The organism is Arthrobacter sp. B0427-1-12 (assembly GCF_059092905.1).
The window spans coordinates 68,044-91,499 of sequence record NZ_JBNHIC010000005.1 but is presented as its reverse complement, the minus strand read 5'-3'; the positions used below and the strand labels follow the sequence as shown (position 1 = coordinate 91,499).

Genomic DNA, 23,456 nt, shown 5'->3' with positions numbered 1-23,456 from the left:
TAACGGCTTATTGGCCAACCATATGAACGGTCCGGCTGCCTTGGCCTCTCCCCGATCGGAGGGTCCAAGGCAGCCGGAGGTTCGAGCAGCCAATTAGACGCGACGGCGCTTCGGGGGACGGCAACCGTTGTGGGCGCTGGGGGTGACATCCTGGATGGAGCCAACCTCGAGGCCGGCGGCCTGCAGCGAACGGATCGCCGTCTCACGTCCGGAACCCGGACCCTTGACGAAAACGTCTACCTTGCGCAGTCCGTGCTCCTGGGCGCGCTTGGCAGCGGCCTCGGCAGCCATCTGGGCTGCGAACGGAGTGGACTTGCGGGAGCCCTTGAAGCCAACCTCACCGGCGGATGCCCAGGAGATGACTGCACCAGTCGGGTCCGTGATGGACACGATGGTGTTGTTGAAGGTGCTCTTGATGTGCGCCTGTCCAAGCGCGATATTCTTCTTATCCTTGCGACGCGGCTTACGGACCGCTCCACGAGTCTTCGGGGGCATGTATTTCTCCTACAAAGTTGATTGGTAACTGCCGGGCTTAGACCCAACGGGACCAGGGGAACCCGGTCCCAGGGACTAGCGGCCGGCCTTCTTCTTACCGGCGACGGTGCGCTTCGGGCCCTTGCGGGTACGCGCGTTGGTCTTGGTGCGCTGGCCGCGAACGGGCAGGCCACGGCGGTGGCGGAGGCCTTCGTAGCTGCCGATTTCGACCTTGCGGCGGATGTCGGCTGCCACCTCACGGCGGAGGTCACCTTCAACCTTGTAGTTGCCCTCAATGTAGTCACGCAGCTGCACGAGCTCAGCGTCGGTGAGGTCCTTCACGCGAGTGTCCGGGTTGATACCGGTCTCGGCGATAGTCTGCTCTGCACGGGTCTTACCCACGCCGTAGATGTAAGTAAGGGCGATGATTACCCGCTTTTCGCGGGGAATGTCTACGCCGGCGAGACGAGCCATATTGGCGGTTCTCCTCTTTGGTAATACCGGAGGTCTGAAGCAGTGCGTCCCCGGCGGCCGCTTAGGCTTCCGGGTCCCCGGCCTCCGTACCGGGGGTGTGCAGCCTGCCCTTGCGGACCGGCTGCTGCACTGCCTTTATTGATTTACTACAACGTGGGTAGTTCCCCGAGGGGAGACTAGCCCTGGCGCTGCTTGTGGCGCGGGTTTTCGCAGATCACCATGACCCGCCCATTACGGCGGATCACCTTGCACTTATCGCAGATCTGCTTGACGCTCGGCTGGACCTTCATGGTTTTCCTTTGCGGTTTGCAGTGTTAGCTGTGTAACTACCTGGGCCTGCCGCGGCATGGCGCCGCGGCCGGAGCAAGTCTTTACTTGTAGCGGTAGACGATACGGCCCCTGGTGAGGTCGTAAGGGCTCAGTTCGACCACCACCCGGTCCTCAGGAAGGATCCGAATGTAGTGCTGACGCATCTTTCCTGAGATGTGGGCAAGCACCATGTGACCGTTGGTCAACTCAACGCGGAACATCGCGTTGGGCAGAGCCTCGGTTACAGTGCCTTCGATCTCGATGACCCCGTCTTTCTTGGCCATATCCTCCGCTAACTTTTTTGTCCTCCGCGGGACGGAGTACAGATTCGTGGGTTACGCTTGCCTGTGCCGGTTCAGAACGCTGAACGGACGTGTCTGCTGACAAATTTGTTGGCACACAGGTCCGCAGAGCACAGACAACCAACAATCAACTTTACGTTAACGCGTGGCTTAAGTGAAATTAGCCGAGCGGGTATGCAGGCAGCGTTACCGCCGGGGTGGCAACTGCCGCCGCGGACCTGACCCCATCGAGAATGGCCAGGCGGACCGCCTCCGCCGCCAGGGTCTGCAGCCGGGCCAAGGCACCGGTGCGTCCGCCCGGACCGCCCTGCGGCAGCGCGAGTTCACCGGTGGCCAGTGCGAAGACGACGTCACCGTCCACCAGGGTGTGGCTTGGCACCAAGGCACGGGCCAGGCCCGCATGCGCGGCCGACGCCGTCCGCTTGGCTTCCCCGGCATCCAGGACTGCATTGGTGGCGACGACGGCGAGGGTCGTGTTGGGTGTCCCGCCGCCGGTTCCGCCCTGATCCCCGGGCGGCGCGGCGGCACCGGCCGGCCCGCCCGCGGCATTGACCACGGCGAGGGCGCCCACCATAATCCGGCAGCCGCCGTCCTCATCCAGTGCGAGCGAGGCCGTACCGACACCGCCCTTGTACCGCCCCTGGAGCACCGCCGCTCCCGTCCCTGCGCCGACATTCCCGCGCAGCCCCGACGTACCGACGTCGTTCCCGGCACCGCTGCCCGCGGCCGCGGCTGCGGCGGCATAGCCCATTGCCGCATCCGGGCGGGCCTGGAAGTCCCCTCCCCTGCCCAGGTCGAAGATCGCGGCCGCCGGCACGATCGGTACGACGCCGGCCGGCTCGCCCTGCGTCGAGCCGGAACCGACGGGGAATCCCCGGCCGTGTTCCTCGCACCAGCGCTGGGCGCCGTGCGCGGCCGCCAGCCCGTAGGCGCTGCCGCCGGTGAGGACAACGGCGTCGACCGTGGACACCAGGGTACCGGGCTGCAGCGCGTCCGTTTCATGGGTCGCCGGAGCACCGCCGCCGACCGTGACGGAGCCGATGGTGCCCGGCGGCGGCAGGACCACGGTAACGCCGGTGAGCCAGCCTTCCCCTGTCCGCTGCGCATGGCCAACCCGAATGCCGGGGACGTCTGTGATAGCTGTCATGGGTTTCATCCTGCCAAAGCGACGTTCCTGAGGCGATCGATGAATGACCGGTGAAGCCTTCGGGAACTCTGTGCGGAAAATACCGATTCCGTCCGGGCGGGGGTTGCCGCTGTGGTGAAGTAAGGACGGAATTTGCCGCCACCCCGCCCGCGCTTCGAAGGTCCGGGGACACCCTTCCTTTGTCAGAGGTATCCCGTTATGAACCGGCTCGATCTCAATGAGCCCCGCGCCACCAGTACACAGGGCACCGCAGTTGCCCCCGCCCCGGCTGCGACAGCGCCGCCGGCGGGTGCGGCTGCCGCGCCGCCCGCCGCACGCCGTCCTGGACGGCGCCGCCGTTTCAGCGGCCGCACGCGCCGGGACTTCTTCGTCTTCCTGGCCTTGGCACTGCCCAACCTGGTCCTGATCGCAGCCTTTACCTACCGCCCCCTGCTGGCGAACATCCAGTACTCCACCCTGAACTGGACCCTGGGCTCCAGCACGGCCACCGTAGTCGGTCTGGACAACTACATCCGGTTCTTCACCTCGCCCGATGCCGCAACCGTCCTGGGCACCACCGCGGTCTTCACGCTCGCCACCGTGGGCGGCGCGATGGTGCTGGGCCTGCTGATCGCACTGGCCCTGAATCAGAAAGTCAGGGGGCGGACCTTCGCACGGGCGGCGGTCTTCTCCCCCTACGTCCTCTCGGGTGTGGGCGTGGGCCTGGTCTGGCTGTTCATCTTCGATCCGGTCTATGGCGCCCTGTCCTGGATCCTGCGCGGGCTGGGGCAGTCAAGCCCGGCGTGGTTCCATGAGCCCGGGCTGGCACTGTCCATGGTCATCATCGTCTATGTCTGGAAGCACTTGGGCTACTGCGCCGTGGTCTATCTGGCCGGCCTGCAGTCCCTGCCCAGGGACGTCATGGAAGCGGCCTCGCTTGATGGAGCAAACGGTCTGCGCAGGTTCCGGCACGTCACCCTGCCGCTGCTGTCCCCCACTACCTTCTTCCTGCTGATCACCTCGATCCTCAGCTCGCTGCAGGCTTTCGACCTGATCCGGGTTATGACACCGCTGGGCACCGGCACTCGGACGCTGGTGTATGAGGCCTACCTGCAGGCCTTCGGAGCCTATAACCGGGCGGGGTACTCGGCCGCCATTTCCGTGATCCTGTTTGTCCTGCTGCTGGCCATGACCGTCATCCAGCTGCGCTTCGTCGAGCGGAAGGTCCATTACTCGTGACTGTCGCCGCGCAGACCTCCCGACGCCCGTTGTCCCGGCACACCCTCGTTCAGGCCGTCCTCACCGGCTATCTTCCACTGCTGGCCGCGACGCTGGTGGTGTTCCTGCCGCTGCTTTGGATGGTCCTGTCCTCCTTCAAGGCCCCGTCGGAGATCGTAACCACGGACCTGACGCTGCTTCCCCAGCGGCCGACACTGGACAACTACGCGGAAGCAATGACCACCGTTCCTTTCGGCAGGTTCTTCCTCAACAGCCTGCTGGTGACAGCGATTGGCTCCACGCTCAAAGTGCTGCTGGCCCTGATGACCGCCTACGCCCTGGTATTCGTCCGCTTTCCCTTCAAACGGCTGATCTTCGTGCTGATCCTGGTCGCGCTGATGGTTCCGCCGCAGGTGGCCATCCTGCCGAACTATGTGCTGGTCTCGAGCCTGGGCGGACTCAACACGTACTGGGGAATCATCGTTCCCGGACTGGGGACCGCCTTCGGCACCTTTCTTCTCCGCCAGCACTTCATGTCGCTGCCCCCTTCCATCCTCGAAGCGGCCGAAATCGACGGCGCCGGGCACTGGCGACGGCTGTGGCGGATCGTCGTGCCGGTCTCCGGTCCGAGCATTGCCACGGTTGCGCTGGTGACGATCGTCAGCGAATGGAACGACTACATCTGGCCGCTGATCGTAGTGGACAATCCTGACTTCATGACCCTGCCCGTCGGCTTGACGCTGCTCCAGAACTCCGAGGGCAATGCCGGCAGCTGGGGCGTGCTCATGGCCGGAGCTGTGCTGGTGATCGTTCCGGTCCTGGTCATCTTCGCCGCCCTGCAGCGGCACATCGTCGCCGGCCTCACCCAAGGCTCCGTCACCGGCTGACGAACGGCCGCCGGAAAGACTTCCTTCCCGCTCACATCCATCACTCCCGCCAGAAAGGCAAACCATGACACCCACGTTCAATCGCCGGTACACCCGCGGGGACTCAGGGCTGCTGACCCCCGCTCCACTGCTCCGCTCGTCCGTCGACCGGCGCCGGTTCCTCTCCCTTGCAGGCCTTGGCGCCGGAGCGCTGGCCCTGGCCGCGTGCGGCGGTCCGTCCACCAGCGACGCCGGCACCGCGGCGGCAGCGGACGTCAACCTCGACTTCACCGGCGTGACGCCCGCCAGCGAGATCACCTTCTGGTCAAACCACCCTGGCAAGTCCCAGGACGTGGAGAAGGAACTCATCGCGAAATTCCACGCCGCGCAGTCCGACATCAAGGTCAACCTGGTGACGGCGGGCGCCAACTATGAAGAGGTCGCCCAGAAGTTCCAGACCGCGCAGACGGGCGGGGAGCTGCCCAACATCGTGATCTTCTCCGACGTCTGGTGGTTCCGCTACTTCCTCAACGGTTCGATCATTCCCCTCGGCCCGCTCATGGAACACCTTGAATTCGAGGCCGGCGACTACCGCGATCAGCTCCTTGCTGATTATCAGTACGACGGCGAACAGTGGGCCATTCCCTATGCCCGCTCGACTCCGCTGTTCTACTACAACAAGGAGCATTTCCGCGCCGCGGGCCTGCCCGACCGTGCCCCGGAAACGTGGGCTGAGATGTCCGAATGGGCCCCTCGGATCAAGGCCGCCAATTCCGGGATCCAGAATGTGTACCAGAATCCGGACCTGGCCGGCTACGCTGGCTGGACCTTGCAGAATCTCCTGTGGGGCAACGGCGGAGCATGGTCCGACGAATGGAACATCACCACCGACCGGGCGGAGAATGTGGAGGCCATGCAGTGGCTCCAGGACACCATCTACAAGGACCAGTGGGCCGGCGTGTCCGCCAAGAGCGCCACCGATGACATGGTCTCCGGGGCTGTCAGCGCCACACTGGAATCCACCGGCTCACTGGTGGGCGTCCTGGAATCCGCGCCGTTCGAGGTCGGAGTGGGCTTCCTGCCCGGCGGTGCTGCCCCCGGCAGTGAGGTCTGCCCCACGGGCGGTGCCGGCCTGGGCATTCCGAAGAACACCACGAAGGAACAGCAGCTGGCCGCTGCGACCTTCCTGAAGTTCATGACGGAGCCGGAGAACACCGCTGCCTTCTCCCGCGCCACCGGTTACATGCCGGTGCGCAAGTCCTCGGATATGGCCCAGGTGCTGGCAGAGACTCCGCAGATCCAGGTGGCCCTGGACCAGCTGGACGTCACCCGCACCCAGGACTATGCCCGTGCCTTCCTGCCGGGCGCCGACCAGGAGATGGCCAAGACGGCGGCTGCCATCATGACGCAGCAGGCTGACGTCAAGCAGTCCCTGACGGACCTGAAGACGGTCCTAGAAGGCATCTACACCAGCGACGTGGAACCCAAGCTGGCCTAGGTCCCGTCCAAAATGGGATGGCCCCCGGTACCTTTGGGTTTCCGGGGGCCATTCCATGAGGGCTGCGGGGTCCCGCACCGGGCCGACGCCTATTTGCTGTCCAGCGGTACGGGCGTCACGCCCAGCGGCGCCAGCCGTGCGGCACCCCCGTCTTCAGCCGTGAGGACCCAGATACCGCCGTCGTGCACGGCCACGGTGTGTTCCCACTGGCAGGAGCGCGCACCGTCCACGGTTACCACGGTCCAGTCATCATCCAGTACCGCTGTTTCGATGCCGCCGCGCACCAGCATAGGTTCGATGGCCAGGCACATGCCGGGCCGGATCTTCGGGCCGCGGTGCTTGGTGCGGTAGTTGAGCACATCCGGGGCCTGATGCATCGCCGAGCCGATGCCGTGGCCCACATAGTCTTCCAGGATGCCGAAGCGCCCGTCCCCGGCCTGGGTGACGTAATCATCGATCGCGTTGCCGATATCCCCGACATGCTTGCCGCGAGCCAATCCGGCAATGCCGGCCCACATGGCGTTCTCTGTGACATCGGACAGTTCCCGGTCCGCGGGGTCCTCGGTGCCCACGATCACGGTCCGTGCGGAGTCGCCGTGCCAGCCGTCGACGATGGCACCGCCGTCGATGGAAATGATGTCGCCTTCCTGCAGCACATAGTCACCGGGAATCCCATGGACCACCTGTTCATTGACCGAGGTGCAGACGGTGGCCGGGTAGCCGTGGTAGCCAAGGAAGTTGGAGGTCGCCCCAGCATCTTTCAAGACTGCGGCGAACGCAGCGTCCAGGTCCCGGGTGGTGGCACCGACGACGGCGGCAGCCACCGCCGCATCCAGGGCGCGGCTGGTGACCAGCCCGGCCTGGCGCATTTTAAGGATCTGGGCAGGTGTCTTGTATTCGATGCGCGGCTGGCCGAACGCCATTCTTACCAACTTCCTTCGGAATCAACCCGACAATTCTAGCGGTTCAGCGCCGAAGGCCCCCGGCGGCGGTTCAACCGCAGCCAGGGGCCTTCGCTTCAAGCCTATGGACCCGGATCAGGAACCGGTGACGGCCTTGATGGCGTCCATGACCCGGTCGGTGACCTCGTCGATGGCACCGATGCCGTCAACTTTAGTGAGGATGCCGCGCTCGGCGTACCGGGCCACGACGGTCTCCGTCTGCTCGTGGTAGAGGTCCAGCCGGTGGCGGATGACGGTCTCGTTGTCATCCGTGCGGCCGTCCAGCTCGGCACGGGCCAGCAGGCGCCGGACCAGTTCCTCGTCATCGGCGGTCAGCTGCAGGACTACGTCCAGCTGCTGCTCGTTCTCGGACAGGATGCTGTCCAGCTCATCCACCTGCACGGTGGTGCGGGGGTAGCCGTCCAGCAGGAAGCCCTCTGCTGCATCGGCTTCCTGGAGGCGGTCGCGGACCATGTTGTTGGTGACGCTGTCCGGAACGAAGTCGCCGGCGTCAATGTACTTCTTGGCTTCAATGCCAAGCGGCGTCTGTGCCTTTACATTTGCGCGGAAGATATCGCCGGTGGAAATCGCAACGACGCCAAGCCGCTCTGATATCCGTGCCGCCTGTGTTCCCTTACCTGATCCTGGCGGACCGATAATGAGCATTCTCGTCATCGCAGTAACCCTTCGTAGTGGCGTTGTTGGAGTTGGGCATCGATCTGCTTGACCGTCTCAAGACCCACACCCACCATGATGAGGATCGAGGTACCGCCAAACGGGAAATTCTGGTTGGCGTTGATGAGCACCAGGGCAATCAAGGGAATCAGGGCCACGATGCCCAGGTACAGGGCGCCTGGCAGCGTGATCCGGGACAGGACGTACTGCAGGTACTCCGCCGTGGGCCGGCCAGCCCGGATACCAGGGATGAAGCCGCCGTACTTCTTCATGTTGTCCGAGACCTCGTCTGGATTGAAGGTGATCGCTACGTAGAAATACGTGAAGAACACAATCATCAGGAAGTACAGGGCCATGTACAGCGGGTGGTCGCCGGTGACCAGGTAGGTCTGAATCCAGGCCACCCACTCGGGCAAAGGCGTGTTCGGATCCGTCGGCGTGTTGAACTGCGCGACCAGGGCCGGCAGGTACAGCATCGACGAGGCGAAGATGACCGGAATGACGCCGGCCATGTTCACCTTGATCGGGATATACGTGCTGGTACCGCCCAGTGTCCGGCGGCCCACCATGCGCTTGGCGTACTGGACCGGGATACGGCGCTGCGACTGCTCGACGAAAATCACCAGGGCCACCACGACGACGCCGATGGCCAGCACGGTCAGGAAGACACTCCAGCCCTGGCTGTTCAGGATTGCGCCCAGGGCGCCCGGGAAGCTGGCGGCGATGGACGTGAAGATGAGCAGGGACATGCCGTTGCCCACGCCCCTCTCGGTGATCAGCTCGCCCATCCACATGATCAGTCCGGTGCCGGCCGTCAGCGTGAGGATCATCAGCAGGACGGTGATGATGTTGTCATTCGGGATGACTGGCACGTTGCAGGTGAAGTTGAACAGGGCGCCGGACCGGGCCAGGGACACCAATGTAGTGGCGTTCAGCAGGCCCAGTGCGATGGTCAGGTACCGGGTGTACTGGGTCAGCTTGGACTGGCCGGACTGACCTTCCTGGTGCAGCTCCTGGAAGCGCGGAATGACCACGCGCAGCAGCTGGACGATGATACTCGCCGTGATGTAGGGCATGATGCCCAGGGCGAAAATGGAGACCTGGAGCAGGGCGCCGCCGCTGAACAGGTTTACGAACTGGTACAGGCCGCCGGTGGTGGTTCCCAAGGCCAAACACTGCTGCACATTGCCGTAGTCAACACCGGGCGCCGGGATAAACGCGCCCAGGCGGAAGATCGCGATGATTCCCAGCGTGAACAACAGCTTGCGTCGCAAGTCCGGCGTCCGGAATGCCCGGCCAATAGCGCTAAGCAAGCGTCCTCCTGAAAGTTCTTGGTGCCGTTTGACGACAAGTCACAACTACCGAGTCTAGCGGCTCAATCGCCATACAAATAAATACCGTGCTGCCCCGTTCGGATCCGGCGTCATACTGGTGCCCGCTCCGCGGGGGCTCCCGCCCGTCAGGCTGCCTTAAAATGCCCTGGCGGGCCGGATTACTCCGACCCGCCAGGGTTTGCTCAGCTGCAGCGGGATCCCCCGCTCCGGCTACTTGCGACTGCTTGGGCGCAGTCGCTAGAGCGCAGTGGTGCTTCCGCCCGCTGCGGCGATCTTTTCCGCCGCGCTGGTGGAGAAGGCGTGGGCCTTCACATCGACCTTGACGGTGATGTCGCCGGTGCCCAGGATCTTGACGGGCTGGTTCTTGCGAACAGCACCCTTCTCGACCAGGCTCTCCACGGTTACTTCGCCGCCCTCAGGGAACAGCTCCGAGAGCTTCTCCAGATTCACGACCTGGAACTCCACCCGGAACGGGTTCTTGAAGCCGCGCAGCTTCGGCAGGCGCATGTGCAGCGGCAGCTGCCCACCTGCGAAGCCCGGCTTCACCTGGTAGCGGGCCTTCGTACCCTTGGTACCGCGGCCTGCGGTCTTGCCCTTGGAGCCTTCACCACGGCCCACACGGGTCTTCTCGGTCTTGGCACCCGGCGCAGGACGCAGGTGGTGGACCTTCAGAGCGTGCTCTTTGTTCTGTTCTGCCATGGTTACTTCGCCTCCTCAACCTTCACGAGGTGAGAAACAGTGTTGACCATCCCGACCGTCACGTCGTCCGCGCTGCGGACCACACTGTGGCCGATACGCTTCAGACCCAACGAGCGCAGGGTGTCGCGCTGGTTCTGCTTGCCGCCAATGACGGACTTGATCTGGGTGATTTCGATCTGGCTGTTCTTGTCGAACGACGCAGTCATTACGCACCTGCCTTCTGGTTCTGGATGGTGCGCAGCAGAGTCGCGGGCACAACCTCGTCCATCGGCAGTCCGCGGCGGGCCGCAACAGCGGCCGGCTCTTCGAGCCGCTTCAGCGCGTCAACGGTTGCGTGAACAATGTTGATCGCGTTGGAGGAGCCGAGGGACTTGGACAGAACGTCGTGGATGCCAACGCACTCGAGCACGGCGCGGACCGGACCACCGGCGATAACACCGGTACCCGGGGCGGCCGGACGCAGCAGGACAACGCCTGCGGCAGCCTCGCCCTGGACCATGTGCGGGACAGTGGTGCCGGCCTTGGGCACGCGGAAGAAGGATTTCTTGGCCTCTTCAACGCCCTTGGCGATGGCGGCCGGAACTTCCTTGGCCTTGCCGTAGCCCACGCCCACCATACCGTTGCCGTCGCCGACGACGACCAGGGCGGTGAAGCTGAAGCGACGACCACCCTTGACGACCTTGGCAACGCGGTTGATGGTGACAACGCGCTCTACGAACTTGTCCTTTTCGGCATCGCGGCCACCGTCGCGGCCACCACGGCCGCCGCGCTCGCCACGGCCACCACGCTCGCCGCGCTCACCCCGGCGTCCGCCGCGGCGGTCACCTTCGGTGCCGGCGGCTGCGGTGGTCTCAGTTGCCTCAGCAGCTGCTGCTTCAGTCACCTGGATTTCCTTTTCGTTGTTTGCCTCGCTCACAGTGCCAGCCCACCTTCACGTGCGCCGTCTGCGATAGCCGCAATGCGGCCGTGGTACTTGTTACCACCGCGGTCGAAGACAACAGCCTCCACGCCTGCGGCCTTGGCCCGCTCTGCAACGAGCTCGCCGACGCGCTTGGCCTTGGCAGTCTTGTCGCCGTCGAATGCGCGCAGATCGGCTTCGAGGGTCGAGGCGGAAGCAACGGTGATGCCCTTGCTGTCGTCAACGACCTGCACGAAGACGTGGCGGGCCGAACGGTTGACCACCAGGCGCGGGCGGACCGCGGTACCGGTGATGCGCTTGCGGACGCGCAGGTGGCGGCGGCCGCGGGAGGCCTGCTTGCTCTTGGAGCTGCGCTTCTTGTTAATGCTGATCGCCATGATTACTTACCAGCCTTTCCGACCTTGCGGCGGATAACTTCGCCAGCGTAGCGAATGCCCTTGCCCTTATAGGGATCAGGCCTGCGCAGCTTGCGGATGTTGGCAGCAACCTCGCCCACCTGCTGCTTGTCAATGCCCGAGACGGAGAGTTTGGTGGGGCCCTCAACAGTCAGGGTGATGCCTTCCGGAGCCTTCACGGCGACCGGGTGGCTGTACCCCAGGGCGAACTCGAGGTCCGCGCCCTTGGCCTGCACGCGGTAACCGGTGCCGACGATCTCGAGGTTCTTCTTGTAGCCTTCGGTCACACCGGTGATCATGTTGGCGATCAGGGTCCGGGTCAGGCCGTGCAGCGAACGGGACTCGCGCTCGTCATTCGGGCGGGTAACCGCAAGGGTGTTGTCCTCAAGTGCAACCTGGATCGGGCTGGCCACAGTGTGGCTCAGTTCGCCCTTGGCACCCTTAACGGACACAACGTTGCCGTCGACCTTGACCTCGACGCCGGCCGGTACCGGAATGGGGAGACGTCCAATACGTGACATTATTCTCTTCCTTTCCCGTTACCAGACGTACGCGAGGACTTCGCCGCCCACGCCCTTCTTGCCGGCCTGACGATCAGTCATCAGCCCGGAAGAGGTGGACAGGATTGCGATGCCCAGGCCACCCAGCACATGCGGCAGGTTGGTGGACTTTGCGTAAACGCGCAGACCGGGCTTGGAGATGCGGCGGACGCCGGCGATGGATCGCTCGCGGTTCGGACCGAACTTCAGCTCGAGGGTCAGCTTCTTGCCGACCTCGGCCTCTTCTTCCTTCCAGCCGGCAATGTAGCCTTCGGCCTTCAGGATGTCGGCAACACGGGCCTTGAGCTTGCTGTAAGGCATGGACACGGTGTCGTGGTATGCCGAGTTTGCGTTGCGCAGACGGGTCAGCATGTCTGCGACAGGATCAGTCATTGTCATTTGGGCTTCTGCCCTTCCTCGTAACGGTTTCCTCGCTCCCCCGGGCTGGGCCGGCGGGAGTTGGACCTTTTACGTAGTTGAATTAATCTTCGGTCTTGAACGGGAAGCCGAGCGCCTTGAGCAGCGCGCGTCCCTCGTCGTCGGTCTTGGCGGTGGTCACCACGGTGATGTCCATGCCCCGCACGCGGTCGATCTTGTCCTGATCGATCTCATGGAACATGGACTGCTCGGTCAGGCCGAACGTGTAGTTGCCATTGCCGTCGAACTGCTTGCCGTTGAGGCCGCGGAAGTCGCGGATACGGGGCAGGGCCAGGGTGACCAGGCGGTCGACGAACTCCCACATGCGGTCGCCGCGCAGTGTAGCGTGCGCACCGATCGGCATGCCTTCACGCAGCTTGAACTGCGCGATGGACTTGCGTGCCTTGGTGACCTGGGGCTTCTGACCGGTGATCTGGGTCAGGTCGCGGATGGCGCCCTCGATGAGCTTCGAGTCCTTGGCGGCGTCTCCGACACCCATGTTCACCACGACCTTCACCAGGCGCGGAACCTGGTTCACGTTCGGGTACTGGAACTGGTCCTGGAGGGACTTGGAGATTTCCGCAGCGTAGCGGGCCTTCAGGCGGGGAACGATCTTGGTGACGGTCTCAGTCATTACAGATCCTTTCCGGAAGCCTTGGCAACACGAACGCGAACGGTACGCTCGCGGCCGTCACGCTCAACGGTCTCGGTACGGTAGCCCACGCGGGTCGGCTTCTTGGTCTCGGGGTCAACGATGGCAACGTTGCTGACATGGATCGGCGCCTCGAAAGTCTCGATGCCGCCGGTCTTGGTGCCGCGCTGGGACTGGCCAACCTTGGTGTGCTTGGTGACCCGGTTGATGCCCTCAACGAGGACGCGGTTGGACTCGGGGAACACCTTCAGGACCTTGCCCTGCTTGCCGCGGTCGCCGCCGCGGTCCTGCTTGGCGCCGGTGATGACCTGGACGAGGTCGCCCTTCTTGATCTTGGCCATGGACTACAGCACCTCCGGGGCGAGCGAGATGATCTTCATGAACTTCTTGTCGCGAAGTTCGCGTCCGACCGGGCCGAAGATACGGGTACCGCGGGGGTCCCCGTCGTTCTTCAGGATCACAGCTGCGTTCTCGTCGAACTTGATGTAGGAACCGTCCGGACGGCGGCGTTCCTTCTTGGTGCGGACGATGACGGCCTTGACCACATCGCCCTTCTTGACGTTACCGCCGGGAATTGCATCCTTGACGGTGGCGACGATGACGTCGCCGATGCCTGCGTAGCGACGGCCGGAACCACCGAGAACGCGGATGGCAAGGATTTCCTTGGCACCCGTGTTGTCGGCGACCTTAAGCCGCGACTCCTGCTGAATCAATTTTTACTCCTTGCGTCGCGCTGGTTCTCAGACCGAAAAACTGCCTACGGCATGAGCCTTGCGGAACGGTTGTTCGGGGTGTCTCTGGACCTGCCTGGATTTTGCCAGAACAGGACTAAACGCTCATGCCAGGAACATCTGGCACCCACGGTCCCCGGCGAATGCATGCGCAGCGTGCTGGGCAGCACGACGGGCGGCATTGGGGGCAGTATGCAGTGGCACGATTGTTTACGAGGATCGTCTGGCGCACATGGGGCGCCATACAAACTCAATATCTTAGCACACGCGGATCTGGCCCATGAACGCGGGAAGAGCCCAAACCCCGCTGGGTTTGGGCCCTTCCCGGTCAGGTACTGACCACCTGCCGGACAGCTGTCCGGACTGGTTTACTTGGCCTTTTCGAGGATCTCGACCAGGCGCCACCGCTTGGTGGCGGACAGCGGACGGGTCTCGCTGAGCAGCACCAGGTCGCCGATGCCGGCGCTGTTCTGCTCGTCGTGAGCCTTGACCTTGGAGGTGCGGCGGATGACCTTGCCGTAAAGCGAGTGCTTCACACGGTCCTCGACCTCGACCACAATGGTCTTTTCCATCTTGTCGGAAACCACGTAACCGCGGACGGTCTTGCGGTAACCGCGAGTCTGGGCGGAAGACTCAGTCACAGTTTCCTCATTCTTGTTTTCACTCACTTGGCATCATCCTCAGTTGCCGGGGTTTCTGCCGTCTGAGCTGCCTCTGCCTTGGAAGCCTTCTTGGACTTCTTCTCGGCCGTCGCTTCCTCGGCGGGAGCGGCGACCTCCGGGCGAATGCCCAGCTCGCGTTCGCGCAGCACCGTGTAGATGCGGGCGATGTCGCGCTTGACAGCACGCAGGCGGCCATGGTTTTCCAGCTGCCCGGTGGCGGACTGGAAGCGGAGGTTGAACAGCTCCTCCTTGGCCTTGCGCAGTTCTTCAACGAGACGCTCATTGTCGAAGCTGTCCAGCTGATCGGATGCCAGTTCCTTCGAACCAACTGCCATTTCTATTCACCACCTTCGCGTCGCACGATGCGCGCCTTCAACGGGAGCTTGTGGATTGCCAGGCGCATAGCCTCGCGGGCGACGTCTTCGGAAACACCGGAGATCTCGAAGAGAACCCGGCCCGGCTTGACGTTGGCCACCCACCACTCCGGCGAACCCTTACCGGAACCCATACGGGTTTCGGCCGGCTTCTTGGTCAGCGGACGGTCCGGGTAGATGTTGATCCAGACCTTGCCGCCACGCTTAATGTGGCGGGTCATGGCGATACGCGCGGCCTCAATCTGGCGGTTGGTCACGTAGGCCGGGGACAGCGCCTGGATACCGAACTCACCGAAGCTGACCTTGGTGCCGCCGGTGGCAGCGCCCGAACGGCCCGGGTGGTGCTGCTTACGGAACTTTACTCGACGTGGGATAAGCATTTAAGCCTGTCCTCCTTCTGCAGCCGGAGCAGCAGCCGGGGCCGCAGCTTCGGTTGCCTGAGGCGCTTCGGCCTGGGCCGGGGCTGCCTGGCGGTCGTTACGACGACGGCGGTCACCACGGTCGCCGGCCGGGCCGCGGCCCGGACGGTCGCCGCCGCGTCCGCGGGACGGAGCTGCAGCTGCCTGGGCAGCCAGTTCCTTGGAGGTGACATCGCCCTTGTAGATCCAGACCTTCACGCCGATGCGGCCGAAGGTGGTCTTCGCCTCGAAGAAGCCGTAGTCGATGTTCGCACGCAGGGTATGCAGGGGCACACGGCCTTCGCGGTAGAACTCGGAACGGCTCATTTCAGCACCGCCCAGACGGCCGGAGCACTGGACACGGATGCCCTTGGCGCCGGCGCGCTGCGCGGACTGCATGGCCTTCTTCATAGCGCGGCGGAATGCCACGCGGGAAGAGAGCTGCTCGGCGATACCCTGGGCCACCAGCTGGGCTTCGATCTCCGGGTTCTTGACCTCGAGGATGTTCAGCTGCACCTGCTTGCCGGTCAGCTTCTCCAGCTCGCCGCGAATGCGGTCGGCTTCGGCGCCGCGGCGGCCGATCACGATGCCCGGACGTGCGGTGTGGATATCCACGCGGACACGGTCCCGGGTGCGCTCGATCTCAACCTTGGCGATGCCGGCGCGCTCCATACCGGTGGACATAAGCTGGCGGATCTTGACGTCCTCGCGGACGAAATCCTTGTAGCGCTGTCCGGGCTTGTTGCTGTCAGCAAACCAGTGCGAAACGTGGTCAGTAGTGATGCCGAGACGGAATCCGTGCGGATTTACTTTCTGTCCCACTTACTGATCCCCACCTTTCTCTTCCGGGGTTGCGACAACCACGGTGACGTGGCTGGTTCGCTTGTTGATGCGGTAGGCGCGGCCCTGGGCACGCGGCTGGAACCGCTTCATGGTCGGGCCCTCGTCAACGAATGCTTCGCTGATGAACAGGTCGCTCTCGTCGAAGGGAACACCATCGCGGTCTGCGAGAACGCGGGCGTTCGCCATTGCGGACTGAACTACCTTGAATACCGGCTCCGAAGCCGCCTGCGGGGCGAACTTCAGAATTGCCAGAGCCTCATTCGCTTGCTTGCCACGAACAAGGTTGACGACGCGCCGGGCCTTCATAGGCGTTACGCGCAGGTGACGCGCGATTGCCTTGGCTTCCATTGCTTTCCTTCTCTCGTCTAAGACGTAGGAGCTAAGCGCCTCAGCGGCGCTTGCCCTTACGGTCGTCCTTCACATGGCCGCGGAAAGTCCGCGTGGGAGCGAATTCGCCGAGCTTGTGCCCGACCATCGACTCGGTGACAAACACCGGGATGTGCTTGCGTCCGTCGTGAACGGCGATCGTGTGCCCGAGCATGTCGGGGATGATCATCGACCGGCGGGACCAGGTCTTGATGACGTTCTTGGTTCCCTTTTCGTTCTCGTTGGCGACCTTGACAAAAAGGTGCTGGTCAACGAAGGGACCCTTCTTCAGGCTGCGTGGCATGTGTCCAGGCTCCTATCGCTTGTTCTTGCCAGTACGACGGCGACGCACAATAAGCTTGTCGCTCTCTTTGTTCGGGCGGCGGGTACGGCCCTCGGGCTTGCCGTTCGGGTTGACCGGGTGGCGTCCACCGGAGGTCTTACCTTCACCACCACCATGCGGGTGGTCGATCGGGTTCATGGCCACACCGCGGACGGTCGGGCGGACGCCCTTCCAGCGCAGGCGGCCGGCCTTGCCCCAGTTGATGTTGGACTGCTCGGCGTTGCCGACCTCGCCGACCGTGGCGCGGCAGCGCACATCGACGTTGCGGACTTCACCGGAAGGCAGGCGCAGCTGGGCGTAGCGGCCCTCCTTGGCGACGAGCTGGACGGACGCGCCGGCGGACCGGGCCATCTTGGCGCCGCCGCCCGGGCGCAGTTCAACAGCGTGCACAACCGTACCCAGGGGGATGTTGCGCAGCGGCAGGTTGTTGCCGGGCTTGATGTCGGCACCGGCGCCGGCCTCCACGAAGTCGCCCTGCTTCAGCTTGGCCGGAGCAAGGATGTAACGCTTGGTGCCATCAACGTAGTGCAGCAGTGCGATGCGGGCCGTGCGGTTCGGATCGTACTCGATCTCGGCAACCTTGGCGGCAACACCGTCCTTGTCATGACGACGGAAGTCGATCAGACGGTACTGGCGCTTGTGGCCACCACCCTTGTGGCGGGTGGTGATCTTGCCGGAGTTGTTGCGGCCGCCGTTCTTAGGCAGTGGACGGACCAGAGACTTTTCCGGTGTCGACCGCGTGATTTCAGCGAAGTCGGCAACGCTGGAGCCGCGGCGGCCCGGCGTTGTCGGCTTGTAATTACGGATTCCCATAGTTCAATTCCTCGTTAAAGTGGTCTCCGCCCTAGCTGAGCGGACCGCCGAAGATGTCGATTGCGCCTTCCTTCAGGGTGACAATGGCACGCTTGGTGCCCTTGCGCTGTCCCCATCCGAACTTGGTGCGCTTGCGCTTACCGGCACGGTTGATGGTGTTGACCGAGTCCACCTTGACGGAGAAGATCTTCTCCACAGCGAACTTGATCTCGGACTTGTTCGAGCGCGGGTCGACCAGGAAGGTGTACTTACCTTCGTCGATCAGGCCGTAGCTCTTTTCCGAAACGACGGGTGCAATGACGACGTCGCGTGGGTCCTTTGCGGTGGTCGCGCTCACTTGGCGTCCTCCTTAGCAGTTGTCTTAGCTGCAATGAAAGCCTCGTAAGCAGCCTTGGTGAAGACCACATCGTCGGCGACAAGCACGTCGTAAGTGTTCAGCTGGTCTGCGTAGAGAACGTGAACTTCCTCGAGGTTGCGCACGGACAGTGCGGCAACATCGTTGGCGCGCTCGATGACGACGAGCAGGTTCCCGCGCTCGGAAACGGCGCGCAGGCTGGCCAGCGCTTCCTTGGTGGACGGCGTTCCGCCGGCAACCAGGGACTCGATGACGTGGATGCGGCCGTGGCGGGCACGGTCGGACAGGGCGCCGCGCAGTGCAGCAGCCTTCATCTTCTTAGGGGTGCGCTGGCTGTAGTCGCGCGGGGTCGGTCCGTGGACCACGCCGCCGCCGGTCATGTGCGGAGCGCGGATCGAACCCTGGCGGGCACGGCCGGTACCCTTCTGCTTGAACGGCTTGCGGCCTGCTCCGGAAACTTCGGAACGGGTCTTGGTCTTGTGGGTACCCTGGCGCGCGGCAGCGAGCTGTGCGACGACGACCTGGTGCAGCAGCGGCACGTTGGTCTGCACGTCGAAGATCTCTGCAGGCAGGTCTACCTGGACAGTGTTAGCCATTGGACTAGGCTCCCTTCACTGCGGTGCGGACGAGGACGACCGATCCGCGGGCACCGGGAACGGCGCCCTTGAGCAGGAGCAGCGACTTCTCGGTGTCGACAGCGTGAACGGTCAGGTTCAGCGTGGTGTGGCGGACGGCGCCCATACGGCCGGCCATGCGCAGGCCCTTGAAGACGCGCCCCGGGGTGGAGGCACCGCCGATGGATCCGGGCTTGCGGTGGTTCTTGTGCTGACCGTGGGAAGCACCGACGCCGGCAAAGCCGTGGCGCTTCATGACACCGGCGAAGCCCTTACCCTTGGAGGTTCCGACGACGTCGACCTTCTGGCCGGCTTCGAAGATCTCCACGGAGAGCTCCTGGCCCAGCTCGTAGCTGTCGGCGTCAGCGGTACGCAGTTCCACGACGTGGCGGCGCGGCGTCACGCCGGCCTTCTCGAAGTGGCCTGCCAGCGGCTTGGTGACCTTGCGGGGATCGATCTGGCCGTAGCCGATCTGCACAGCGGTGTAGCCGTCGGCGTCAGCATTACGCAGCTGAGTGATGACGTTGGAGTCAGCCTGGACGACGGTCACCGGCACAAGGCGGTTGTTCTCGTCCCAGACCTGGGTCATGCCGAGCTTGGTGCCCAGCAGGCCCTTTACCTGGCGTGTAGTTGTAGAAGACATAAGTATCCGCTCTCCCCTACAGCTTGATTTCGATGTTCACGTCGGCCGGCAGGTCAAGGCGCATCAGCGAGTCGACTGCCTTCGGCGTGGGGTCAATAATGTCGATCAGACGCTTGTGCGTGCGCATCTCGAAGTGCTCGCGGCTGTCCTTGTACTTGTGCGGCGAACGAATAACGCAGTACACGTTCTTCTCGGTGGGCAGCGGCACGGGGCCTACTACCGTTGCGCCTGCACGCGTGACCGTCTCAACGATCTTCCGTGCTGAAACATCAATGACCTCGTGGTCATATGACTTCAGACGGATGCGGATTTTCTGTCCCGCCATGGCGTCTCCGCTCCTCTTTCTCAGTGCTGCTCTGTTTACTTACCGGTTGCGCCGCTCTATAGGCGCCCCTCCAGCAGGCTGAATCCGGATGGTTCCGGGTTCCTCACCCTGCCGAGGCTCCGACCCCCGCGGTCGGGCGTGTCGCAGACGCGAAACGTCCCTGGCCAAAAGAATGGGGTGGGTTATATTTGGGCTTTCATTCCGTGGGACCTGACCCTGCGCCAGGCATTATCCTGGCCGGGACACAGTCGCAGCACACCGTCACTGCAAACCTTCACAGCAAGACATACGAAAGCGCTTGAACAACTCATCCAGTGTGCCAGATATGACCGGCGAATGCCAATCGACCGGTTCGCTGCGATCGTTCCGGGCGTCAGCGCCGGCCGTGCCGGTTGGCCCGGCGGATCCGCTTCGCGCGGTCAAGTTCATGCCGGAAATACCTGCGGCCCCAGAGGACGGCTGCGCCTGCGGCAGCGATCACCGCTGGGACAATGATCCATTCCATGGGCACCATCCTATCCGTTAAAGAGATTGGCCCCGCTGCCAGGCAGCGGGGCCAATCAAAGAATCAGGCAATCAGTGATTACTTGATGATCTTGGTGACACGGCCGGATCCAACGGTGCGGCCGCCTTCGCGGATAGCGAAGCCGAGTCCCTCTTCCATAGCGATCGGCTGGATGAGCTCAACGCTCATCTCAGTGTTGTCGCCCGGCATGACCATCTCGGTGCCTTCCGGCAGGGTGATGACACCGGTGACGTCCGTGGTGCGGAAGTAGAACTGCGGACGGTAGTTCGAGTAGAACGGGTTGTGGCGGCCGCCTTCATCCTTGGACAGGATGTAGACGTTGGCCTCGAAGTCGGTGTGCGGGGTGATGGAACCCGGCTTCACGACAACCTGGCCACGCTCCACGTCTTCACGCTTGATACCGCGCAGCAGCAGACCACAGTTCTCGCCTGCCCAGGCTTCGTCGAGCTGCTTGTGGAACATCTCGATACCGGTAACGGTGGTCTTCTGGATCGGGCGGATACCGACGATCTCAACTTCGGAGTTGATGGCGAGGGTGCCACGCTCGGCACGGCCGGTGACAACGGTACCGCGGCCGGTGATGGTGAAGACGTCCTCGATCGGCATCAGGAACGGCTTGTCCTTGTCGCGGACCGGGTCCGGGATGTTGTTGTCGACAGCATCCATCAGGTCCTCGACGGACTTGACCCACTGCGGATCGCCTTCCAGGGCCTTCAGGCCGGAGACGCGGACCACGGGGGCGTTGTCGCCGTCGAACTCCTGGGAGCTCAGCAGCTCACGGACTTCCATTTCGACGAGGTCGAGGAGTTCCTCGTCCTCAACCATGTCCGCCTTGTTCAGGGCCACCAGCAGGTAGGGAACACCAACCTGGCGGGCCAGCAGAACGTGCTCGCGGGTCTGGGCCATCGGACCGTCGGTGGCGGCAACTACGAGGATCGCGCCGTCCATCTGTGCTGCACCAGTGATCATGTTCTTGATGTAGTCAGCGTGGCCGGGAGCGTCAACGTGTGCGTAGTGGCGCTTCTCGGTCTGGTACTCGATGTGCGAGATGTTGATGGTGATACCGCGCTGGCGCTCTTCCGGGGCAGAGTCGATAGCTGCGAAGTCACGCTGCTCGTTGAGATCGGGGTACTTGTCAGCAAGCACCTTGGAAATGGCAGCGGTCAACGTGGTCTTACCGTGGTCAACGTGACCGATGGTACCGATGTTGACGTGCGGCTTAGTCCGCTCGAACTTTGCCTTCGCCACGGGTTCCTCCTAGAACGTTTTATTTCAGAAGACGTACACCTCAATAGCGCTTTTCGCTATTGAAACTCTTGCAAGTCTACTGCTGGCTTCGGATTTGATGAAATTGCAGGATTGTGCTGGCACCTGCGTTAAGTGCCATCGGCGCTGGTATGCAGCCGGCCGGTTGACGGGCATGGCCCGCCGGCCGGCTGCACACGGTTTTCTCCCCCGGAGCCCCTGCGAACTCCCGGAGATCAACCAAATTTACTCGCCGCGGACCTTCTGGATGATCTCGTCGGCGACTGCCTTCGGGACCTCCGCGTAGCTGTCGAACTGCATGGAGTAGACCGCGCGGCCCTGGGTCTTGGAACGCAGGTCGCCGATGTAGCCGAACATTTCGGACAGCGGGACGCTGGCGCGCACAACCTTCACGCCGCTGGCATCCTCCATCGACTGGATCATGCCGCGCCGCGAATTCAGGTCGCCGATCACGTCACCCATGTATTCCTCCGGGGTACGTACTTCGACGGCCATCACAGGCTCGAGCAGGACCGGGTTGGCGCGCTTGGCGCCTTCCTTGAAGACCTGGGATCCAGCGATCTTGAACGCCATCTCCGAAGAGTCGACGTCGTGGTAGGCGCCATCAAGCAGGGTTGCCTTGACACCGACCAACGGATATCCGGCAAGGACACCGATCTGCATTGCATCCTGGATGCCGTGATCCACCGACGGGATGTACTCACGGGGGATGCGGCCACCGGTGACCTTGTTCTCAAACTCGTAGAAGGTACCTTCGGAGGTGTCCAGCGGTTCGAAGGAGACCTGCACCTTTGCGAACTGGCCGGAACCACCGGTCTGCTTCTTGTGGGTGTAGTCGACCTTCTCCACGGCGCGCTTGATGGTTTCGCGGTATGCAACCTGGGGCTTGCCCACGTTGGCTTCGACCTTGAATTCGCGGCGCATGCGGTCCACCAGGATGTCCAGGTGGAGCTCGCCCATACCGGCTATGACCGTCTGGCCGGTCTCTTCGTTGAGGGAGACCTGGAAGGTCGGATCCTCTTCGGAGAGCTTCTGGATCGCGGTGGAAAGTTTCTCCTGGTCACCCTTGGTCTTGGGCTCGATGGCAACCGAGATCACGGGCTCCGGGAAGCTCATGGACTCGAGCACGATCGGGTTGTTCGGATCGCACAGGGTGTCACCGGTGGTGGTGTCCTTGAGGCCGATCGCCGCGTAGATGTGGCCGGTGGTGATTTCATCCACCGGATTCTCCTTGTTGGCGTGCATCTGGAAGAGCTTTCCGATGCGCTCCTTCTTGCCCTTGGTCGAGTTGATGACCTGGGTACCGGAGGCGGCCTTGCCGGAGTAGACGCGCAGGTAGGTCAGCTTGCCGAAGAACGGGTGCGTCACCACCTTGAACGCCAGCGCCGAGAACGGTGCCTCGGCATTGGTTTCGCGCTCGAGGATGACCTCTTCGTCACGGACGTCGTGGCCCTTGATGTTCGGAACGTCGTACGGCGACGGCAGGTACGAGATCACGGCATCCAGCATCGGCTGCACACCCTTATTCTTGAAGGCTGAACCGCAGAACACCGGGTAGATTTCGGAATTGATGGTCATCTTGCGGATGCCCGCCTGAAGCTCCTCGATGGTGAGCTCTTCGCCCTCGAGGTACTTCTCCATCAGCGCTTCGTCTGCTTCAGCAACGGTCTCGACCAGCTTCGCGCGGTACTCCTCGGCCTTGGCCTGGAGGTCCGCCGGGATCTCTTCGGTCTCGAAATGGGCGCCCATCTCGGTCTCGCCGCGCCAGGTCATGGCCTTCATCGTCAGCAGGTCGACGACGCCATCGAAATCGCTCTCGGCGCCGATCGGCAGCTGCATGACCAGCGGCCGCGCACCCAGGCGCTTGATGATGGTGTCCACGGTGAAATAGAAGTCCGCACCCAGCTTGTCCATCTTGTTGATGAAGCAGATGCGCGGAACGTTGTACTTATCAGCCTGGCGCCACACCGTCTCCGACTGCGGCTCCACACCTTCCTTGCCATCGAACACGGCAACGGCGCCGTCGAGGACGCGCAGGGAGCGCTCAACCTCAACCGTGAAGTCCACGTGACCGGGCGTGTCGATGATGTTGATCTGGTTGTTCTTCCAGTAACAGGTGGTGGCTGCGGAGGTGATGGTGATACCACGCTCCTGCTCCTGTGCCATCCAGTCCATGGTCGACGCACCGTCGTGGGTCTCGCCAAGCTTGTGGTTGATGCCGGTGTAGAACAGGATTCGCTCGGTAGTAGTGGTCTTGCCGGCATCGATGTGCGCCATGATGCCGATGTTGCGGACCTTCTTGAGGTCGGTAAGCACGTCCAGTGCCACGATGTCTCCCTTTTTGCGGGTGTGGAGGTTG

The 23,456-nt window shown here is 63.2% G+C and carries 34 protein-coding genes; 3 read left to right on the top strand and 31 right to left on the bottom strand.

From position 1 onward, the window contains the following. Positions 1–93: 93 nt before the first annotated feature. The 5 genes from rpsK to AC5RWU_RS05830 all read right to left on the bottom strand — a co-directional run bounded on the left by rpsK (position 94) and on the right by AC5RWU_RS05830 (position 2,706). Positions 94–495 (bottom strand): 30S ribosomal protein S11, encoded by a 402-nt coding sequence (rpsK, locus tag AC5RWU_RS05850; RefSeq protein WP_021472435.1) that lies wholly within the window; start codon positions 493–495, stop codon positions 94–96. 75 nt (positions 496–570) lie between these two features. Then, a complete protein-coding gene (rpsM, locus tag AC5RWU_RS05845) occupies positions 571–948 on the bottom strand; it encodes a 30S ribosomal protein S13 (RefSeq protein ID WP_005267759.1) in 378 nt (125 codons plus the stop codon). 176 nt (positions 949–1,124) lie between these two features. After that, complete coding sequence (rpmJ, locus tag AC5RWU_RS05840; protein ID WP_012397712.1) at positions 1,125–1,238, bottom strand: 50S ribosomal protein L36; 114 nt, start codon at positions 1,236–1,238, stop codon at positions 1,125–1,127. 81 nt (positions 1,239–1,319) lie between these two features. Further along, entirely contained in the window at positions 1,320–1,541 is a 222-nt protein-coding gene (gene infA, locus AC5RWU_RS05835; protein ID WP_494030147.1) for a translation initiation factor IF-1, read from the bottom strand. A gap of 178 nt (positions 1,542–1,719) precedes the next feature. Beyond that, positions 1,720–2,706 (bottom strand): P1 family peptidase, encoded by a 987-nt coding sequence (locus tag AC5RWU_RS05830; protein ID WP_494030146.1) that lies wholly within the window; start codon positions 2,704–2,706, stop codon positions 1,720–1,722. Positions 2,707–2,904: 198 nt separating this feature from the next. On the opposite strand from AC5RWU_RS05830, the gene AC5RWU_RS05825 reads away from it, so the two are divergent. The 3 genes from AC5RWU_RS05825 (at position 2,905) to AC5RWU_RS05815 (ending at position 6,267) form a co-directional block, all read left to right on the top strand. Beyond that, positions 2,905–3,924 (top strand): carbohydrate ABC transporter permease, encoded by a 1,020-nt coding sequence (locus AC5RWU_RS05825; RefSeq protein WP_494030145.1) that lies wholly within the window; start codon positions 2,905–2,907, stop codon positions 3,922–3,924. Next, entirely contained in the window at positions 3,921–4,790 is an 870-nt protein-coding gene (locus tag AC5RWU_RS05820; protein ID WP_494030144.1) for a carbohydrate ABC transporter permease, read from the top strand. Before AC5RWU_RS05825 ends, AC5RWU_RS05820 begins: the two co-directional genes overlap by 4 nt. Before the next feature lie 64 nt (positions 4,791–4,854). After that, a complete protein-coding gene (locus AC5RWU_RS05815; protein ID WP_494030143.1) occupies positions 4,855–6,267 on the top strand; it encodes an ABC transporter substrate-binding protein in 1,413 nt (470 codons plus the stop codon). An 89-nt stretch (positions 6,268–6,356) separates the two neighbouring features. Here AC5RWU_RS05815 and map read toward each other — a convergent pair whose 3' ends face one another. From map to fusA, 26 genes are all read right to left on the bottom strand, one after another. Then, on the bottom strand, positions 6,357–7,190 hold the full coding sequence (gene map, locus AC5RWU_RS05810) for a type I methionyl aminopeptidase (RefSeq protein WP_494030142.1): 834 nt from the start codon (positions 7,188–7,190) through the stop codon (positions 6,357–6,359). A 114-nt stretch (positions 7,191–7,304) separates the two neighbouring features. Continuing rightward, the gene (locus AC5RWU_RS05805; RefSeq protein ID WP_494030141.1) at positions 7,305–7,883 is read right to left on the bottom strand and encodes an adenylate kinase; all 579 of its coding nucleotides are present in this window, start codon (positions 7,881–7,883) and stop codon (positions 7,305–7,307) included. Then, positions 7,880–9,196 (bottom strand): preprotein translocase subunit SecY, encoded by a 1,317-nt coding sequence (gene secY, locus AC5RWU_RS05800; protein ID WP_494030140.1) that lies wholly within the window; start codon positions 9,194–9,196, stop codon positions 7,880–7,882. Before secY ends, AC5RWU_RS05805 begins: the two co-directional genes overlap by 4 nt. Before the next feature lie 258 nt (positions 9,197–9,454). After that, positions 9,455–9,916, bottom strand: a complete 462-nt coding sequence (gene rplO, locus AC5RWU_RS05795) for a 50S ribosomal protein L15 (protein ID WP_494030139.1) — start codon at positions 9,914–9,916, stop codon at positions 9,455–9,457. Positions 9,917–9,918: 2 nt separating this feature from the next. Beyond that, on the bottom strand, positions 9,919–10,122 hold the full coding sequence (rpmD, locus tag AC5RWU_RS05790) for a 50S ribosomal protein L30 (RefSeq protein ID WP_494030138.1): 204 nt from the start codon (positions 10,120–10,122) through the stop codon (positions 9,919–9,921). Next, on the bottom strand, positions 10,122–10,799 hold the full coding sequence (gene rpsE / locus AC5RWU_RS05785; RefSeq protein ID WP_494030137.1) for a 30S ribosomal protein S5: 678 nt from the start codon (positions 10,797–10,799) through the stop codon (positions 10,122–10,124). Before rpsE ends, rpmD begins: the two co-directional genes overlap by 1 nt. A 29-nt stretch (positions 10,800–10,828) precedes the next feature. Then, a complete protein-coding gene (gene rplR / locus AC5RWU_RS05780; protein WP_494030136.1) occupies positions 10,829–11,212 on the bottom strand; it encodes a 50S ribosomal protein L18 in 384 nt (127 codons plus the stop codon). Positions 11,213–11,214: 2 nt separating this feature from the next. Beyond that, positions 11,215–11,751, bottom strand: coding sequence for a 50S ribosomal protein L6 (rplF, locus tag AC5RWU_RS05775; protein ID WP_494030135.1), 537 nt, complete (start codon positions 11,749–11,751; stop codon positions 11,215–11,217). A gap of 18 nt (positions 11,752–11,769) precedes the next feature. Further along, positions 11,770–12,168 (bottom strand): 30S ribosomal protein S8, encoded by a 399-nt coding sequence (rpsH, locus tag AC5RWU_RS05770; RefSeq protein ID WP_494030134.1) that lies wholly within the window; start codon positions 12,166–12,168, stop codon positions 11,770–11,772. Between the two features lie 82 nt (positions 12,169–12,250). Beyond that, on the bottom strand, positions 12,251–12,820 hold the full coding sequence (gene rplE / locus AC5RWU_RS05765) for a 50S ribosomal protein L5 (protein ID WP_494030133.1): 570 nt from the start codon (positions 12,818–12,820) through the stop codon (positions 12,251–12,253). Next, a complete protein-coding gene (gene rplX, locus AC5RWU_RS05760; RefSeq protein ID WP_494030132.1) occupies positions 12,820–13,179 on the bottom strand; it encodes a 50S ribosomal protein L24 in 360 nt (119 codons plus the stop codon). Before rplX ends, rplE begins: the two co-directional genes overlap by 1 nt. A gap of 3 nt (positions 13,180–13,182) precedes the next feature. Continuing rightward, positions 13,183–13,551 (bottom strand): 50S ribosomal protein L14, encoded by a 369-nt coding sequence (rplN, locus tag AC5RWU_RS05755; protein ID WP_494030131.1) that lies wholly within the window; start codon positions 13,549–13,551, stop codon positions 13,183–13,185. 386 nt (positions 13,552–13,937) lie between these two features. After that, a complete protein-coding gene (gene rpsQ, locus AC5RWU_RS05750; RefSeq protein ID WP_494030130.1) occupies positions 13,938–14,237 on the bottom strand; it encodes a 30S ribosomal protein S17 in 300 nt (99 codons plus the stop codon). Continuing rightward, positions 14,234–14,566: a 50S ribosomal protein L29 gene (gene rpmC, locus AC5RWU_RS05745; RefSeq protein ID WP_494030129.1), complete on the bottom strand. Its 333-nt coding sequence runs from the start codon at positions 14,564–14,566 to the stop codon at positions 14,234–14,236. Before rpmC ends, rpsQ begins: the two co-directional genes overlap by 4 nt. A gap of 2 nt (positions 14,567–14,568) precedes the next feature. Next, positions 14,569–14,985 (bottom strand): 50S ribosomal protein L16, encoded by a 417-nt coding sequence (gene rplP, locus AC5RWU_RS05740; protein ID WP_494030128.1) that lies wholly within the window; start codon positions 14,983–14,985, stop codon positions 14,569–14,571. Next, the gene (rpsC, locus tag AC5RWU_RS05735; protein WP_494030127.1) at positions 14,986–15,825 is read right to left on the bottom strand and encodes a 30S ribosomal protein S3; all 840 of its coding nucleotides are present in this window, start codon (positions 15,823–15,825) and stop codon (positions 14,986–14,988) included. Next, entirely contained in the window at positions 15,826–16,194 is a 369-nt protein-coding gene (rplV, locus tag AC5RWU_RS05730) for a 50S ribosomal protein L22 (RefSeq protein ID WP_494030126.1), read from the bottom strand. 40 nt (positions 16,195–16,234) lie between these two features. Continuing rightward, on the bottom strand, positions 16,235–16,516 hold the full coding sequence (gene rpsS / locus AC5RWU_RS05725) for a 30S ribosomal protein S19 (protein ID WP_296365801.1): 282 nt from the start codon (positions 16,514–16,516) through the stop codon (positions 16,235–16,237). Positions 16,517–16,528: 12 nt separating this feature from the next. Then, positions 16,529–17,368, bottom strand: coding sequence for a 50S ribosomal protein L2 (gene rplB, locus AC5RWU_RS05720; protein ID WP_494030125.1), 840 nt, complete (start codon positions 17,366–17,368; stop codon positions 16,529–16,531). 31 nt (positions 17,369–17,399) lie between these two features. Next, positions 17,400–17,705 (bottom strand): 50S ribosomal protein L23, encoded by a 306-nt coding sequence (gene rplW / locus AC5RWU_RS05715; protein WP_494030124.1) that lies wholly within the window; start codon positions 17,703–17,705, stop codon positions 17,400–17,402. After that, positions 17,702–18,319 (bottom strand): 50S ribosomal protein L4, encoded by a 618-nt coding sequence (rplD, locus tag AC5RWU_RS05710; protein ID WP_494030123.1) that lies wholly within the window; start codon positions 18,317–18,319, stop codon positions 17,702–17,704. The genes rplW and rplD overlap by 4 nt, the downstream gene beginning before the upstream one ends. Positions 18,320–18,323: 4 nt before the next feature. Next, a complete protein-coding gene (gene rplC / locus AC5RWU_RS05705; RefSeq protein ID WP_494030122.1) occupies positions 18,324–18,980 on the bottom strand; it encodes a 50S ribosomal protein L3 in 657 nt (218 codons plus the stop codon). Between the two features lie 16 nt (positions 18,981–18,996). Next, positions 18,997–19,305: a 30S ribosomal protein S10 gene (rpsJ, locus tag AC5RWU_RS05700; RefSeq protein ID WP_003803825.1), complete on the bottom strand. Its 309-nt coding sequence runs from the start codon at positions 19,303–19,305 to the stop codon at positions 18,997–18,999. Between the two features lie 373 nt (positions 19,306–19,678). Further along, the gene (locus AC5RWU_RS05695; protein WP_494030121.1) at positions 19,679–19,810 is read right to left on the bottom strand and encodes a hypothetical protein; all 132 of its coding nucleotides are present in this window, start codon (positions 19,808–19,810) and stop codon (positions 19,679–19,681) included. Between the two features lie 78 nt (positions 19,811–19,888). After that, positions 19,889–21,079, bottom strand: coding sequence for an elongation factor Tu (gene tuf, locus AC5RWU_RS05690; protein WP_494030120.1), 1,191 nt, complete (start codon positions 21,077–21,079; stop codon positions 19,889–19,891). A 243-nt stretch (positions 21,080–21,322) separates the two neighbouring features. Then, entirely contained in the window at positions 21,323–23,425 is a 2,103-nt protein-coding gene (gene fusA, locus AC5RWU_RS05685) for an elongation factor G (RefSeq protein WP_494030119.1), read from the bottom strand. Between the last annotated feature and the right edge of the window lie 31 nt (positions 23,426–23,456).